Annotated in this window: 12 protein-coding genes; 6 read left to right on the top strand and 6 right to left on the bottom strand. The window is 63.7% G+C overall.

Annotated elements, in window-relative coordinates; genetic code table 11:
- Positions 1-3: 3 nt before the first annotated feature.
- Complete coding sequence (locus ABZ319_RS16315; RefSeq protein WP_354987215.1) at positions 4-345, bottom strand: tail fiber domain-containing protein; 342 nt, start codon at positions 343-345, stop codon at positions 4-6.
- A gap of 465 nt (positions 346-810) precedes the next feature.
- Between ABZ319_RS16315 and ABZ319_RS16320 the strand changes: the two genes are divergently transcribed.
- The 5 genes from ABZ319_RS16320 to ABZ319_RS16340 all read left to right on the top strand — a co-directional run bounded on the left by ABZ319_RS16320 (position 811) and on the right by ABZ319_RS16340 (position 6104).
- Positions 811-1986: a cytochrome P450 gene (locus tag ABZ319_RS16320; protein ID WP_354987216.1), complete on the top strand. Its 1176-nt coding sequence runs from the start codon at positions 811-813 to the stop codon at positions 1984-1986.
- Positions 1983-3239 (top strand): cytochrome P450, encoded by a 1257-nt coding sequence (locus ABZ319_RS16325; RefSeq protein WP_354987217.1) that lies wholly within the window; start codon positions 1983-1985, stop codon positions 3237-3239. The genes ABZ319_RS16320 and ABZ319_RS16325 overlap by 4 nt, the downstream gene beginning before the upstream one ends.
- Positions 3240-3435: 196 nt before the next feature.
- Positions 3436-4464 (top strand): hypothetical protein, encoded by a 1029-nt coding sequence (locus ABZ319_RS16330; RefSeq protein WP_354987218.1) that lies wholly within the window; start codon positions 3436-3438, stop codon positions 4462-4464.
- Between the two features lie 190 nt (positions 4465-4654).
- Positions 4655-5212, top strand: coding sequence for a hypothetical protein (locus ABZ319_RS16335; RefSeq protein WP_354987219.1), 558 nt, complete (start codon positions 4655-4657; stop codon positions 5210-5212).
- Between the two features lie 142 nt (positions 5213-5354).
- Positions 5355-6104 (top strand): hypothetical protein, encoded by a 750-nt coding sequence (locus tag ABZ319_RS16340; protein ID WP_354987220.1) that lies wholly within the window; start codon positions 5355-5357, stop codon positions 6102-6104.
- Between the two features lie 342 nt (positions 6105-6446).
- Here ABZ319_RS16340 and ABZ319_RS16345 read toward each other — a convergent pair whose 3' ends face one another.
- From ABZ319_RS16345 to ABZ319_RS16360, 4 genes are all read right to left on the bottom strand, one after another.
- Positions 6447-8942, bottom strand: coding sequence for an AAA family ATPase (locus ABZ319_RS16345; RefSeq protein WP_354987221.1), 2496 nt, complete (start codon positions 8940-8942; stop codon positions 6447-6449).
- A gap of 9 nt (positions 8943-8951) precedes the next feature.
- Positions 8952-11411, bottom strand: coding sequence for an AAA family ATPase (locus ABZ319_RS16350; protein ID WP_354987222.1), 2460 nt, complete (start codon positions 11409-11411; stop codon positions 8952-8954).
- 59 nt (positions 11412-11470) lie between these two features.
- The gene (locus ABZ319_RS16355; RefSeq protein WP_354987223.1) at positions 11471-12085 is read right to left on the bottom strand and encodes a dihydrofolate reductase family protein; all 615 of its coding nucleotides are present in this window, start codon (positions 12083-12085) and stop codon (positions 11471-11473) included.
- 547 nt (positions 12086-12632) lie between these two features.
- Positions 12633-13364, bottom strand: a complete 732-nt coding sequence (locus ABZ319_RS16360) for a MerR family transcriptional regulator (RefSeq protein WP_354987224.1) — start codon at positions 13362-13364, stop codon at positions 12633-12635.
- Positions 13365-13538: 174 nt separating this feature from the next.
- Here ABZ319_RS16360 and ABZ319_RS16365 point away from each other — a divergent pair, with 174 nt between their 5' ends.
- Positions 13539-13880 (top strand): DUF1707 domain-containing protein, encoded by a 342-nt coding sequence (locus ABZ319_RS16365; protein ID WP_354987225.1) that lies wholly within the window; start codon positions 13539-13541, stop codon positions 13878-13880.
- A gap of 9 nt (positions 13881-13889) precedes the next feature.
- Here ABZ319_RS16365 and ABZ319_RS16370 read toward each other — a convergent pair whose 3' ends face one another.
- Positions 13890-16133 (bottom strand): tetratricopeptide repeat protein, encoded by a 2244-nt coding sequence (locus ABZ319_RS16370; protein WP_354987226.1) that lies wholly within the window; start codon positions 16131-16133, stop codon positions 13890-13892.
- Positions 16134-16325: the final 192 nt, after the last annotated feature.

Here is a 16325-nt window from a genome sequence, read left to right on the forward strand (position 1 = left end):
CACCTAACTGGCGTTCGGCGTGCGTTGTCGCTCGAGTTCGCGACGCAGTGCCTCGACGTCACGTTGTAGCGACTGCACACACACCAGGAGCACGCCGACGGCATCGACACCGTATATGACCTTCTCGTCGTCTCCGAGCCCGAAAGCGGCCATCCAGTCCTGCGCCATGGGGCCTAGATGGTTCACCTGCTGAGATTCCCACTCGTATCGCCATGTGCTGATGGGCAAGTCGACCACCTTGGCGAGAATGTCGTAACCGTTGACCGCGTCGGCGACCGCGACTTGTGCGACAGCGTCGGCGCAGCGCGGCCGCCGGAATCCCCGGAACTGTCTCAACGGTCCCATCGCACAGAGACGATGTCGCGCTTCACAGTTCGGTCACTGAGCAGAGCGGCGGCCGCGTTACCGCAATTCAGTACGGTCAACGCGACCCCGGTCGCGAGGACCGTAGCGAAGCCGAAGGCAACCCTTTTCATCAATTTCTCCTTGTTCGAATTTTGATGATGAGTGCCAATTGTCGCCCCGACGACGACGCGGACTCTTCCCCACGGTGGCGATAGTCGTGCACGTGGCCCTGGGCGGACCCTGCGCTCTTAGTTCACTGTGGCGGCCCGCGTTGCCGAGCCCGCGGCTTCCACCTGTGGGTGCAGTGTTCCCAGCAGTGACACGGCGGGCGTCAGCTGTATCACTACCATCGCCGTGTGCTTCGTACCGGAGTTGAACCGTTGCGCTCCAATGCTTTATCGACGTCGACAATCCCTCGACCACTTGTACGCTGTCCTGCCCTGCGCAGGAATGGTGGGTGATCGAGTGAGGTTGCATTCTGCCGAATTCGCTGCCGGCGTGCATCGCCACTTTGCCGAGATGCAGCGAGCCCACGGCGCGGCGATTCGGGTCGAGGTCGCCGCAGCGGTGCCGGCGACATTGGTGATCGGGTATCGCGAGGCGTTGCGCGTGCTGAGCGACTCCGAGCATTTCCCCGCAGATTCTCGCGTATGGAAGAGCTTGCTACCGAACGATTGCCCAGCCCTGCCGATGATGGTTTGGGGAACGGCCGCGGCGAATATGGAGGAATCTGCTCGGGCACGTGCGGCGTACTCCGCCGGCATCGAGAGCATCGATCTTTACGCGGTGCGCGCAGCCGTCGAATCGGCAGCGATCCCACTGATCAACAGCTTCTGCGAGACGGGGGGTGCGGACCTTCTCGCGCAGTACGCCCGGCCGTTGACAACGCGAGTTTTGCATCAGCTGATGGGTTTTCCGATGGAATCACGGGACCGCTTACCGATCGTGCCCGCGTCCGCCTCCTCTGCGAACCTGAACGGTGAAACGTTCGAGCACACGCTCGCCACGCTCGTCTTGTCCAAGCGCCGCAGTCCGGGCGCGGATCTGACGTCCAACCTCGTAACGCATCCTGCCGGATTCGAGGACGCGGAGATCGTCGAACAGCTCATGAAGTTGTACATGATGGGGGCGGAACCGACCTGCAATCTGATAGTGAACACGCTTCTTCTGATGTCGACAGACGGACATTTTCATGACGAGTTGCTCAGCGGAACACTGTCGGTCCGTGATGCCATCGACAAAGTACTGTTCACAGATCCCCCGCTGATGAACGGCTGTCCTCGTTTTCCGCGCCAACCACAGATTGTCGGCGATGTATGGGTCCCAGCGCACCAACCGGTATTGGTCAGTCCGACCGCCTGCAACAACGACCCCGCCGTCGGCGGGGACCGTACCGGCAATCGATCTCATCTTGCCTGGGGCGCGGGTGAGCACGCCTGCCCGGCTCGCACTGTTGCCACGCTCATCGTGCAGGAAGCGCTGGATCAGCTGCTCGACGCACTTCCTGAGATAGAGCTGGCGATCCCGGCCGGGGAACTGGTGTGGCAGGCGAGCCCCATTCACCGCGCTCCCGTCGCGATCCCGGTGACCTTTCCGCCATCTCGTCCATTGCCGGATCCCTCAGGAGCCGAACCCCGGTGACCAACCCGCAGACGAACAGCACAGTCGAAACCGGAATCGCGTACGCACCCGTCGAGGCTCTGGGGCCCCGAATCGCGCTGTACACACCCGAGTTCGCCGCGGACCCGCATCGGGTGTACGCGCGAATGCGGGGCAGGTACGGCTCACTGGTGCCGGTCGAGCTCGCACCGGGGGTCCCGGCAACCCTCGTTATCAAGTACCACACCGCCGTGCGCATTCTGAGCGACCCCGCACGTTTTCCAGCCGACCCGCGAACCTGGCAGGCACAGATGCCCGAAGGGCTGGCGATCATGCCGATGGTCGAGTGGCGCCCCAACGCGCTTCGCTCGGACGGCGCGAACCATGACCGGTACCGGACCGCGACAGTCAACGCGCTCGCCGGTCTGAACGTGCACACGATCCGTGCCGCGGTCGAACCGATCGCGATTCCACTGATCAATAGCTTCTGCACCAGGGGTCGAGCGGACGTTATCGCCGAGTACATTCTGCCGCTGGTCTTTTCGACCATCAATTCGATGCTCGGGTGCCCCGCGCACATCGGTGAGCGGGTAGCAGCCGCGAGTGCGGCGATGTTCGAAGGAGTGGACACCGCCACGGTCAACACGATGCTCAACCAAGCGTTGCTGGAGTTGTCTCGGCTCAAGCGCTCGAGACCCGCCGACGACATCACGACGCGTCTGATCGAAGATCCGGCCCGCCTGAGCGATCAGGAGATGATCCATCAGCTCGTGACCCACTACTCCGCAGGCGTGGAGATACCTCAAAACCTGATTGCCAACACCCTGCTGCTGATGTTGAGCGACAGTCGATTCGCCATCGATGGTGACGGCTTCGCGCCCACGACCGGTGCCGCGATAGACGAGGTGTTGGCAGTGGACCCACCATTGGCGAACTACTGCTTGTCATACCCACGTCAGCCGGTCTTGGTCGACAAGGCGTGGGTGCCGGCTCACCAACCCGTGATCATCAGTATGGCCGCTTGTAACAACGATCCCGAAACGAACAACGGCCAGTTCTCGCGCAACGGGTGGAACCTGGCGTGGAGTGCGGGACCGCATTCGTGTCCCATGCAGGCACGCACTGTCTCGGTGCTCATCGCGCAAGAAGCCATCGACCAGCTCTTCGATGCTCTGCCGGAGATGCGGTTGGCGGTGCCTCTCGACGAGCTGGTCTGGCGTCCGGGACCTTTTCATCGCGCGTTGGCCACGCTGCCCGTGATATTTCGCCCGTCTCCGGCTCTGAACCCGAGATAGGTGACGAACCCACTCGCTGGTCGGTGGGCGGATGTGCCTGCCCACCGACCAAGCGAATGTCGCTGCGGCGGAAGTTCCCAACGCTGGGAGGTGATGGCCATCGACAGCTGCATACGGTGTAACGGCCGAGTGATGTCCCGCTCACGGGACGGCCACCCACTGGCTCAGCGCCGACACCGATTGAGGGGGCACCGAGTTGATCGACTCCGAGTGGGGCGCGGTGCTGGCGCATGTGCCCTGGTTGCGGGATGCCGAACCCTTCGACCGCGGGGGATGGCGCGGAATCAGCGTGCAGATCCGTGACAGTCTCAACGACCACAAAGTTTCGTTCGTGGCGGACGGTCCCGAGGTGACACTGACAATCAGCTCACCCCCGGATCAAACCGCGCGCGAGCGACTTCATTCGATCTTGCAGGCGCAGCCGGACGGCATCTGGCGTGAATCGGTGGCGCAACTCGGTTCCGGGGACGATGCCCGACAGCAATGGCCGCCACCCGCATGGGAATGGACCGAGCCCACCCCCGGCCAGGCACGAACGCCGTTGCGGAAAATACCTCGTGAATGGCACAGCACATGCCGCCGGGGCGACGCCCGTGACAGCGTCGTCGCGCTACGCGATTCGCTGTGCGCGGTGATGCGCGACGGGCTCGGCATGGACGTTGACCGGCTTCGTTTCAGCCTGTGGAACACGACCGGTCCACTCCCCGATCGGCTGTGGGGCGACTTCTGTACTGCGTTGCCGGACAGGCCCACCGCCCGGTGCGCCACTCAACTGTGCTCGGGTTGGCAAGATTTCGCAGACCGGTTGACATGGACACTGATGACGTTCCCGACGGGTGGAGTTCTGGTTCTGCGCTCACCGCCCGAGATGGTGAATTCGGGGCTGGTGCAGCTGACGAAAGGCGATGTCTCGACCTCGCACGCGGTGCTGTACAGCTACCACGACACATCGTCACAGGTGTGGTCACATATGACCGACATCGGTTGGTGGTATGCGCCTCGCTTTGCGCCCGATGTGCGAGGCTCGAACTGGATCGATCCAACCGAGTACACACACCTCGCGCCTGCTCATCATGATGTCGCGGAACGGACGGTTGCGACATTCCGGGACGTGCTGGGCGTAGGCCACCCACGGCAGTTGAGCTGCTTTACATTCATCGAGCCGCCGGGTGATTGTTCTTACGTCGCTGCTGAACTCGGACTACCGGTGCGCGCGGAGTGGTAGCAACACCGGCACCGTGACAGCGCGATCACACCGACCCGAGTATGAACCATCGAGTCCGGCCTCCGGCATTCGAGTGCACGAGCGCACCGAACCACCCGTGCCCGCGTCGGCGGTCCGGACGGCGGACGCGTAACTTCGCGCGAAGCCTCCAGTGGCGGGAAATCTGTAGCGGTGCACGAGAATTCGACGAGTGGTGTCGATTCAGTACTACTTTTCTCTTGGGTTGACCGACCAAGAGGCCGTGCATCGGGTCCAGGATACGGTGCGGTTCCTTCTCGGCTGTAGGGTTGCACCGTCGGAGTGCGAACTCGACACAGGCCGACGGGTCGAGGCCGGACGTGCGGTGAACGAGCTCGAATTGACGGTGCTGATGGCTTCGGCGATCGCGAACATGAACACTGCCACCGGGATTCCCCAACAGCGCGTCACTCCCATGCTCGGGCTCGACTGGGCAAGCGCTTGGGCATGGTCGCGGCCGCTGCAATGCCCGCACTGCGATAGCGGTAACGACGACTTCGACATGTTCGAATGGTTGTACAGCGGGGTCGAGGTGTCAGCGGACTGCCCCACATGTGGATTCACCGGGCTCATCGGCGACTGGAATCTCGAACACTCGATGCTCGCGATGACGAATTGCGGTGTGGCCCTGCGTGGTTGGCCGATTCTGCCAGAGGATGCCGCAGAGGTCCACGTACAGGCATTGCGGTTGATCGGCGACCGTTCACGCTATCTGCGGGGTGGTTTGTGAGCCCGGTCCATGCCGCGACTGCCCTGACGGTTCGATTCCCCGGCAAGAATCATCGCCGGCACGGCGACATTGAATTCGTATTCCCAGCAACGAGAGGTTTCGACGCGGGTGATAGATGGTTGTGGCCGCCTACACTCGCCCGATGATGGCGCGAACCCCGTGGCAAGGTGATCAGCCGGGCGACAAGGCCACAGCGGATTCGACGAGCGTGGAGCGACGGTCCTTCAGCGCGATGTCCTCGACTGCGTTGATGCTCACGCTTCGGGTCGGCGGGGCGTGCGCGCTGACCGGGATGAGCGGATTGGCAGCGTTGCTGCTGCTGTTCCAGCCGTGGTTGGTAGCCTCCGGGCCGAACGGGACGGCCGAAGCGAACGCCTTCGGCCGAATTGACGCTACGACCGCGTACTTGACGGTGTTTTCACAGCAACGAGCTGGGATGGCGCCCATCGCCGGTGTCTGGGGATTGCTGGCGGCCGCGGCGATCGTTGTCAGTTGTCTCGTCGCCGTGGCCGGAATCAGTTTACGAAGCGAACTGGCCGCGCGCATTTCAGCGCTGTGCGCCGGGCTCGCCGCGGTGTTGGTCATGATCACAATGGTCTACATCAACAGCAAAGGGCCCGAGCTGAGAGCCATGACCACACGCTCATACGACATGGGCGGACATCTGGGTTCGGTAATCGCGTGGGCGATGGGCAAGGGACGCCTACCGTTTCCAGGGGTGGCCGGCCCCTCATCGTATGGGAGCGCTCGACTGACTACCTACGCTCTGGCAGCGGGTGCCCTGGCAATTCTCTCGGCCATGTCGGCGATTTCGCACTGGTGCCTAATGCATCCGCATTTCCGTGTTGCCACGCGGCGACGGTTCCTGGATGCGCGCCGCCGGCGGATGTGAGTGCGGCACGGATCAGAGAGGCTGCGCTCGACAGTGCTCGAAGGCCGAGCGATAGGTCGCACCAGGGCAGGCCTACAGCAGTACGCCGAGGATAGAACTTCCCATGCTCAGTGCCAGACCGAGAAGCGGAAGTATCGTGCGCAGATCAGGGGCCGAGGAACCACTGGGAAGCATGAGTATCCTTACGTGTGCGGCGAACTCGCGAACGGGGCGGCCAGGACCGGTCGAGGTTGGTTCCGGTCCTGGCCGTATCTCCCACTGCTGCCCGCCCGCGTCCGGCACCATGCGCGTGTCAAGCGTAGGAGGGCACGTTCAGTGTGGAGTATTCCCGGGAGAGGGGATTCAACTCGGCCCAGACGCCTCTGAAGTGGGCTGTTCGTCGATTCGGGTAGCTGGACTCGGGGGGATGAACCGGTTGATGTCTTCGCGGTTGGCTATCGATAGTTTGCGGCGAATCGCGAGAACTTGAGCGTCGATCGTACGGAGTGACTTTCCGCGATGTGCCGCGATCGCACTGTTGGTCCAGCCCTCGGCGATGAGTAGCGCCACCTCGGTCTCGGTCCGCGACAGCAGGTTCCACCGCCTGAGTGCGATTTGCCGGTGCTGCGGACTCACAGGGTCCGGAAGTTCGACGAAACCCAGAACGTAGCGTTGTAATTCGTCGTTTTCCGGCTTGAACGCTGCACCCTGTGCGGCTGCGCCGGCGAAAGTGTGTGGACCGAGGGTCGCGGTCGCGATGTCGATGGCTTGGCGTATTTCACTGGCGACCAACGCGGTGCGCTCCGGCGCGATTCCCATGAGCCGGTGCAGCCGGGCCAGTCCTGAGTGGATGCGCGCGATACGGAGGGCTGTCGACGTCGCGGCTACCGACCGGGGGTGGTCGGCAATACTGTAGGTCAGCGCCATCATGTAGTAGTGGATCAGCCAACTCGCCGTCCACCGATCATTCGCGGCGACGATGTCAGGCAGTGTGTCGAGGGCATACTCGGCTGCTCTCGCCGGGTCACCGTGTCGTGATTGGGCAAGGATCCATGCAAGCTTCGCCCACCAGTGCGCCCAGATCGCGCCGGCGCGGAGTGTCCGGTCGAGGTGATGTCGAGCGATGGTCAGTGCGGCATGGGGCTCACCGACCACGCACGTGGACAGTACTTCGAACAATTCGCTGCGCGCCGCACCGGCCGAATCCCCGATGGCGGCGAACTTTGTGCGTGCGCGTGTGAAGGCGGGGATCGCTCGGGCATCCAGCTTCATGGTCATTAGTTCGAGGGCGAAAGTGAACTCGACCGGGGCGGGCAGCCCCACATCGATGTCGGCGCTCGCGCGCCAATCGTGGTGAGCAACGGTGAGCGTTGGGCACGCGGCAACACACTGGTCGAGCAAACGGGCGGTATACGCGCTGCGCCCCTGCCACACCGCCACCCATGCGACGGAGGCGGTCGCATCGATTCGCAGGGCAAGCGGCAGCCCGCCCCCGGCGGCGGCGACTCCCAGGGCCGCTTCGGTGAGCGCGGTGATCGTGCGATTGGCGCCGGTGACGAACGGTATTCGCAATGACATAAGGGCGGCAAGGGATTCGAGTGTGACAAGCGCGTCGGCGGGGTCGTCGATACCTGTCTCGAGGCTCATCAGGATGTTGTTCCATGAGCTGCGCATCCACTCGAGCCACCGCTGTTCGTCGCGGCCGAACCACGTCGCGTGGCCGACGATGATCCTGTCGCGATAGTAGCGGCGGTGGCGAGCACGAAGTGCCCGCACGGTGACCAGAGCCGGCTGTCGCTGTTCGAGGCGCTCGCGAGCGTAGAGCCGAATGCTCTCGAGCATGTAGTACCTGTTGATGGGACCGCTGGTGTCGACGGAGACGAGTGAACGGTCCACGAGCCGTTGGAGGAGCTCGACGATGCTGTCGGCGGGCAGGGTCGATCCGGCGCATACAGCGACCACGGCGTCGAGTTCAACCCCTTTGTCGTGGTTGTAGCCGTCGACGGCTTCGCTGCCGGCAGCGAATACCGACAGGTTCTCCAACAGCCGTTTCTCGAGTGGACCGCACAGCTCGTAAGACCACGCGATCGCGTCGGCGATGTTGTTGTGCCGGTCGGCGGGATCGGCGCGCGCGCCGGCAGACCACCCCAATCGCCGATCGGAATCGTCGCCGGTGAGTTCACGCAGGACGTGGGACAGAGTGCGGTACCGCAGTCGCGCCGCGGCCAGCCGAATGAACAACGGGTTTCGGTCGACTCGGCGGCACACTTGGTCGACGAGTGACAGCTGGGTCTGAGTGGGCTCGAGATGGAAACCTGTCAGCTGTGCGCGATGGCAGAACAGCGATCGAGCGTGCTGGTGCGGAAGAGGTTCGACAACGATCGTGCGCTCACCTCGACAGCCGATGGACTGGCGACTGGTTGCCAGTACGGTCACGTTCGGCAGTCGGCGGCGCAGCTCGGAGATGAACGTGTGTGCCGCGTCGATGAGATGCTCGCAATTGTCGAGCACGAGCACGCGGTCGTCTCCGGGGTCATTGGCCAATGCGCTGGATATCGCGTCCCATGGGGAGCGTCCCGAAAGGCCGGCGAGAGCTACGATTCGTGCGACCTCCTCCGCCACGACGTCGGCGTCCGCACCGCGTGGGAGCCTCGCAAGGTTCACCCAGGCGGACGAAAGCGGGGTGGGGCGGCGACGGATCGCTTCGCCGGCCAGCCTTGTCTTGCCGATACCCCCCGGCCCCACGAGCGTCAGCAGCCGGATCTTCGAATTGTCCAGAAGGAGCGCGATACGGCGCAGTTCCTGATCACGTCCGATGAACGAGCTTGTTCCGGGTGAGTCGTGTTCGGCGGGAGGCATCGTTTGTTCTCAATGGTGCGGCGGATAGGGGATACGGGTGAGTTGATCGGCGAGATCGGAGGGCAAGCGGGCGGCTACATCCTGGCGCGAACTGACGGACAGCTTTCTACGGATGGCGGCGACTTGAGCGTCGATGGTTCGGATAGAGCATTGCCGTTCAATCGCAATCGCCCTGTTTGTCCATCCTGCTGCCACCAAGAGCGCGACCTCACGTTCTGCGGGGGTAAGGTGCGGAACGGGGGGCTCGGGCTGTGGTGAGGTGGCGTCGCTGTCGAGCATCTGCCGCATGAACGGGGCGGGGTGGGTCACGTGCTCGGTGACGAACTCACGAAGGAGTCGTTCCCCTTCCGCACGCGCGTCGGCCGATTGCGCCTGGCCCAGTACCGCGGCCGCCGCTTCGGTTGCCTTGCCGAGTTCGACCGCTATCACGGGCAGTTCGTCAATCGGCAGGATCCACGGGATCGAGTGTGCCCGCATGGCTCCCGTGAGACGGGCGACTTCGATGGCGGCCATTTCGCGGTCCGAATGGTGCTGATGGTAGGGATAGGTCAGCAGCGAGTGGCGCAGGCTGATGATTCGCGCGACCGCACACCATCGGGCGGTCCAGGGGTCCTGCCCGGAAGGGGTGAACGTCAACAGGGCATTGGTACGGGCGAGCGCTTCGGCCATTACGCCGTTGCGCGCGAGAGCGATCGAATGTGCCATCTCCATCCACACGAGATCCGGTTGGTCTCTCGACGCTTCCGCGTGAAGGCAGGTTCTGGTGTAGCGCTCGCTGACGTCGGGCTCCAGCAGCAGCGCATGGGCGAGCGCGAGAAAGCGCTGGCAAGCAGTGGTTTCGCGGTGCTTGCCGCTACGGGCGTATGCCCGCGCGGCTCGGTGTAGAACCTCGATCGACGCTGAATCCCGGTGGGTGAGCAGCAGTTCCAGGCCCCATGTGAATTCGAGGGCTGCCGGCAGCCCGATGTCGACGCCGGCAGGCGGTGGCCAGGAGTGAGCGGGCACGAATTGTGCCGCCGACGCGCAGAGTGTGGTTCGGGCGTGGACGTAATCACCCTGCCAGAGAGCGATTCGGCTGATCAGGGCAAGCGAGTCGGCGCGTCCAGCGGTCAGTGGAGCAGGCGCGGCAGCCATGGTCTGTCGGAGGAGCGACGCGACAGGGTCGTCGTGAGCCGCGGGTATCCATGTCGAGAACGTGTCAGTGAGGATTTCCAGGCTGGTTTCGTAGCCGTTGGGCTGTGTGCAAGCGGTATCCACCGCGAGTCGCAGATTGCCCCAGGTCTGGCTGCTCCATTGCCGCCAGCTGACTTGTTCGGGCCCCAGGTGGACGCCGGGGACATCACGTGCCCATTGGAAGTAGTAGTGGCAATGGCGTTCTGCCAGCCGTGCGTGCTCGGTGGGCTGACGGGAGAGTCGTCGCGCGGCGAACACCCGCACAGTTTCAGGCATTTGGTAACGGGTTGTGGTTGCATCGGGATCGACGATGAGCAGGCACTTGTCGACAAGTCGATCGAGGCAATCCTCGACCGCTGGGCCGGGTAGTTCGCGATCGGCGCAAACCGCGATGATGGCGGCGAGTTCGATGCCGCTCCCGCCGCCGGGATGTTGAGCGTCGCGGCCCGGGGCGAAGGCTGTCAAACGCTCGAGCAGGATTCGCTGGTCTTCTGTGCAGGTCGACAACGAGTCCTCGAGCACGGCGAGCACACTCGAGTGCCGGGCATCGGTTGGTGCGCGGCCCGGGTGGGTCCAGGTCAGACGCTGATCGGCGGCGTCCCCGCTCAGGTCGCGCAGAATAGTCGCCGCGGGCTGGTGGGACAGCCGGGCCACGGCGATGCGGATGAACAGCGGATTGTGGTCGAGTCGGCGGCAGATCTCGCGGGAAACCACGCGAGAGTCGTTGTCATGGTCCAGGTGTCGACCAACGAACGAGGTTCGGCGCCAGAAAAGCGCCAGGCTGTCGGTGGGGTTGAGTCCGTGTATCCACAGGATGTACTCGTCGAGTCCACCAATCGGTTCGCGGGAGGTGGTCACGATGGTGATACCCGGTGCGAGATAGGACAGCTCGTTGATAAGGCGGTGCGTGGCGGCCAGCACGCTCTCGCATCCATCCAGCACGAGGATCGTCGAGTGAGTCGGTCCCCCTGTTCCGAGACCCCGGGACAATCTTTGCCTGGCGTTGTCCGGCGCGTCGACGGCCGCTTCCAGGGCAGCTGTGACGTGCTCGATCAGCGAGTCGGTGTCCGAGGAAAGGCCTGTCAGGCGTACCCAGTGAGTGGGCCGTCCGTTGCTGGATTGCCGCAGCGCATGAGCGGCCAACGCGCTCTTGCCCACTCCGCCCGGCCCGACGAGGCTGATCAGCCGTGCCGGGCCGGACAATAACAGGTCGAGCTGAGCGAGTTCGGCTTCTCGGCCGACGAACTCACTGGTCGAAGCCGGAACAGCGTCGCCACGTGAGGAAACCGCGGACATACCCAGTGAACGTAGTCCACCGATTCAGTGTTCGCTGGGCAAACGCCAACTGCTCACGCTCACACGACGCGATCCGGTTCCGGTCCTGGTGACCATGTCCGGTGTCGATGCGCCGGTGGTTGCTGATAGTGGACTCGTGCGACGCCGCTGGGGAACGACGTGACATCGATGAGATTCAGCGGCGGCTCTATCCCTGCGCGTGGGAACAGTGAGGTCCCGTGTCCCAGCACTATGGGATGGATGAACAGGTGATAGTCATCTATCAAGCCGTAGCGCATCAACGGTGTAGCAGTTCGAGGACCTCCGAAGACGATAAGGTCCCCCTTCGTCTCGGCTTTGAGGGCAGCGACTTGCTCGATCGGGTTCCCCCGTAGTACTCGGGTGTTCCAGTCGACAACGTCGAGGGTTCGGGAGATGACGAACTTCGGGGTCTTCTTCCAGCATCGCGCGAAGTCGACGTAGAACTCCGAGATCGCGGGCTCCTCGTCGGCTTGTGGCCAGAACGACGCCATCTGCTCGTAGGTGCGCCGGCCGTAGAGGAATGCTTCGGCCGCGCACAAGTCATCCAGGTACGGCTGGTAGAGCTCCTCGTCCACGACCGGCCAACTGACTTTGTCCGCGGAATCGGCGATGCCGTCCAACGACATCTGCATCCACAGGGTCACCTTTCCCATTTCGCCGCCAACCTCCTGCGTTTCGCTTGAGGAGATTGTCGACCGACAGGTCGGCATGGCGCATCAGCAGTGGCCGCGAAGACATACTTAAGTAGCCGTCGGAAGCTATCCGAAGCTGCCCGTCGGGGGAATGATCACGACAGCTGGAGGGGCGGGGTACGGCGCGTGCCAGCCGTCGCGCGGGTCGCAGCCGGGTCGCGGAGGGTTGAAGGGCTCGAATCCCTCGTGCCCGCGTCGGTGTCCTCGCCACCCCTCGGGTGCCGCATGATCCTGCGGCCGGGTCCATGCCTCGCTTTCGTTACCGAAGTCCGAATGAGGCGCGAAAGGGTGGGCGCCGGCCGGAGCGATCGCCACGATCAGTGCTCCTACTGCGGTGCCGAGGGTGAGGCCGAGCATTCGGGTCACCAGGCGGGTGTGCTGGATCATTGCGTGCCTTTACATGAAACGGATCCCGGTCCCATCGCCGAGAGAACCAGAACAATGTACCGCCAGATAGTGGTCCGTTGCCTAGGTCTCACCGTGGCTGGGAACTCCGCCCGAGCATGCCTCAATCCTGCAGATCGGCCATCTCGATATCGAGCGCGAAGCTCTTCCCGATTTGCCGAGTTATCAACTCCGCGGCCATGGACCCCGGCAGCGAACGCGCGGAGTCCACACGATCGTTGAGTGCCGCACGGTCGGCGGCGGTACGTTCGGACTCCTGGTACGCCTGTACCACCGTGCGGTTGAACAACTCGAAGAATCGCCGCGCAACACGATCACACTCCGCGTTCAGGCGCTCGAGTTCACCGAGCGCCTCGGACATGGATACATCCAGCGCGAGTAGTTGATCGAGCAGTCGAACCAGAGCGGGGTCCGCGACCCGATAGTTGATCGCGTCCAGCGGTTCGAACAGCCCGAGCGCGACAACACGTGCCAGGCCGTTGGAAACATCGCGCAAGCGCTCCTGAAGTGCGATCGCGGTGACGGTGTCTCCATCGGGACGCTCGTCGCCGCTGGCGTCATCCGGGCCCGAATCGGCTACGCCCAGGACCTCACCCAGGCCGTCACCACGGCCCCAGGCCTCCAGCAATTCCCGGATCCCGTTGAGCTTGATGCCGCGTTCGAGCAGTCGACTGATCGTGTGGACCCGATTGAGGTGATCGGCACCGTAGTACCCCGTGCGGCCCTTCACCTGCGGAGGCGGCAGGACCCCGCGCTCGTGGTAAACCCTGAGGCTGCGCACTGTAGTACCGGCCTCGCGCGCGAGTTCGTCGATGGTGTATTCCACGGCCGCCATACCAACAAGGAAACCATATCTATCACGCGGGAACGAGACTCGGGCGGCGATGACGTCTGATAGCGGGCACATGAACAGTGGCACACGACCCGCGCGTCCTCAAGTATTCCCACCGGCGGGAATCCTTCCCTGTTCTGGGAACCCTGGCGTGACCGGTGCCCCTACCCTCGTGCCATGGCCTCGCTGCCTGATGATCGAGTGAGCACTCTCGATCGAGAACACGCTTTGGGTGAGTTGTCGCGCCACCTGGCCGAAGGGCGATTGTCGGTGGCCGAGTTCGACGATCGCTGCGTACTGGCCGCTGTAGCAGAGACTCGCCCGCAGCTGGCAGAGCTGTTCACGGATCTGCCCGCTTTGCAAGGGCGAGCGCCCATTCCCGCAAACCGTCGATATGCGAATGCCCCGCTGGCTGTTCTCGCATTGGCCGGCGTGATCATGAGCATGGCGACAGGTAGCGGGTTCTGGTTGGTGATTCCCTTGGTGGTATTCGTAGCGGCCGCGGTGCGGCACCGGTGAGTGCCGCTGTCACCACCAGGTTCTGGGGCGGATCTGGTTGGCCAAGTCGACAATTCGGTATCGGTGCCATCGATCAGTGGTGGTCGAGGCCAGGGTACGCAGGCTGCGTTCGAGCTCTCGCCGGAGCCCCGTGGTGGTGAGCGGAACACCGAAGAGCGTGGCCGTGGGCGGACATGCGGTGGATTCCAGCCAGGCGATGGCTGCGCCTACGGTGAGTAGTCGGAGTGGCAGCGCGCGCGGATCAGCGGCGTGTGCGCCGGCACGACGTGCCGCATCATGAATGTCATCCAGGGACAACCGAGTCGGCGGACCTGAGACCAGCAGCAACGCCGCGCTGATTTGCGCTACCGCGAAGTGGCGGGAAGCTTCGGGGACCTCATCGAGGATTGCGACCGCTTCGCTGAGTTCGTTCGCGACGATGAGTTGTCGAACGAGCCCGAACGCAGCGCTGACCACACTGCGGTTGGTGCGCCAGACCATGCGATAGAAGGTCGCCGCCACGGCGACCCAGCGGTCGCGCTCGTCTGCGCGTGATCGGTGGTGCACGATCAGTTCCGCGGACACCGCCATCGCGAGCGCCGCTGTGATCTCTCCGGGCAGACAGCCGTACACGACGTCGAAATGCTCGTGGGCGCGGTGATAGTCCTGTTCCAGCAACGCGGTAATCCCTTGGTACCAGGGCAGGCGCCAGTCCGGGGATGCCCCATCGAGGGTGGCGAGCGCCGCTTCGGCACTATGCACGTCATTGAGCTCGAGGTGTGCACGCAGGGCGACGAGAGTGCTTTCGTGGTCGTACGACCACGGCGGGGAAATCGTCCCATCCCGAACCCGGACGCGATCCTGTCGCAAGGTGTCGAGTGCCTGGTTGGGCTGGGAGTACAGCAGCGGGGCCAGCAGATCATGGCTGGGGTCCTCTGGATCTATCAAGGGGACCGGCAGCGCGTTGGCGACTTCGGACGGGCTCAGCAGGGGTGTGTGCGGCCAGCCGGCTCGTATGCCCTCGAGTGGACTCAGAAGAGTCGTGATCCCGAATTCCCCGCGGTGGGCCCCGAATTCGAGGGTTGCGCGAGGGTGTTCGCGTCCGGTGTCTTCGGCAAGGATTACCCGCAGGACGCCGGCGAGCTGGTTGTGCATCGCGTAGGCGCTGGAGAAGCGCCGGGCCGGATCGATATCGAGTGCGCGTTCGAGGAGCCTGTGCAGGCCCGGGTATTGGAGCAGGACCGGCTCACTGCCTGGGTCGGGTAGAGACCGGACGCCGTGCGCATCGGTATGGGACATCGACAACGTCAATGCGGCCAGCGTTTGCCCGACCGTGTAGATATCGGAGGCGATCGTGGGACCGGTGTGTGTGATTTCCGGAGCCATGTAGCCGGGTGTCCCGTAAATGCTGCCATACGAGGCCATCGCCGCCACGGCTCCGAGATCGATCAGCTTCACCTCGTCGTCGGTGACCATGATGTTGTCGGGTTTTAGGTCGTTGTACGCCAGTCCGAACGAGTGCAGGTAGTCGAGCGCCGGGAGTACTTCCATGACGTAGGCGATGGCTTGAGCCACCGGAAGCTGGGCGGGCTGCGCGAGGTCGTTGATTCGCTTGAGTGACAAACCGCTGACGTACTCCATCACGATGTACCCGTCATTACCGTGTCTGACGAAGTTGTAGATCTTCACGATGCCCGGGTGTGTCATCTCGGACAGGAATTGTCGTTCTGCCAGAGCTACGACATGCGCTTCGAAATCCTGGGGGTTCTGCAGCCCCTTGAGTACTACCCAACGATCACTGACATTACGGTCAACGGCCAGGTAGATCCATCCCAGCCCGCCGTGAGCCAGACACCCTTGCACCTCGTATTGGGCGGCCACCGTGTCGCCCGTGGCCAGCGGTGGCCGGAAGTTGAACTCGGAGCCGCAGCGGCCACAGTGGCCGGTGGTGGCGGCAGGAGTGGAATCGCTGCTCCGTCCGACCCGATGTTGGCAGTTCCAGCACAGCCGCTTGTGTTCGGGCACTTCGGGATTGATGAGCAGCGCGGTGTCGGGTGCGATGGCTGACACCTGCGGCATCGGCAACAGTCCATCGGCGAGGCGGCGCGGGGTCGGGCGTGTGCGGGTACTTTGCGGGCCGCTGACTGCATCGTCGGTACCGAACACCGCGGTGCCGACGTCCCGGGGTTCGGAGATATGTTGCGGCGTGGCGGTTTCGAGCGACGTTGTTCGTCGTCGAGTGGCCCAGGCGGGTTGCGCGCCACGCCGCGACATGTGGTCATCGTGTGACCAGCGATTCGACCAGGGATGTGGTCCTGGACGCTGCGGTGGGGACATCCGGGCCTTTCGAATCCGCCAGGTGATTCGGCCCTATTGTGTTCCCGCGTCCGGTGTTCCGTCGCACAAGGTTGTTCCCAGTGCGGGGAAGCCGATTCGTTGCGATGGAGTTCGTGTGGAACGGTGCGC

The sequence above is a fragment of the Nocardia sp. NPDC005978 genome (genome assembly GCF_040614455.1).
Taxonomy (GTDB): Bacteria; Actinomycetota; Actinomycetes; order Mycobacteriales; family Mycobacteriaceae; genus Nocardia.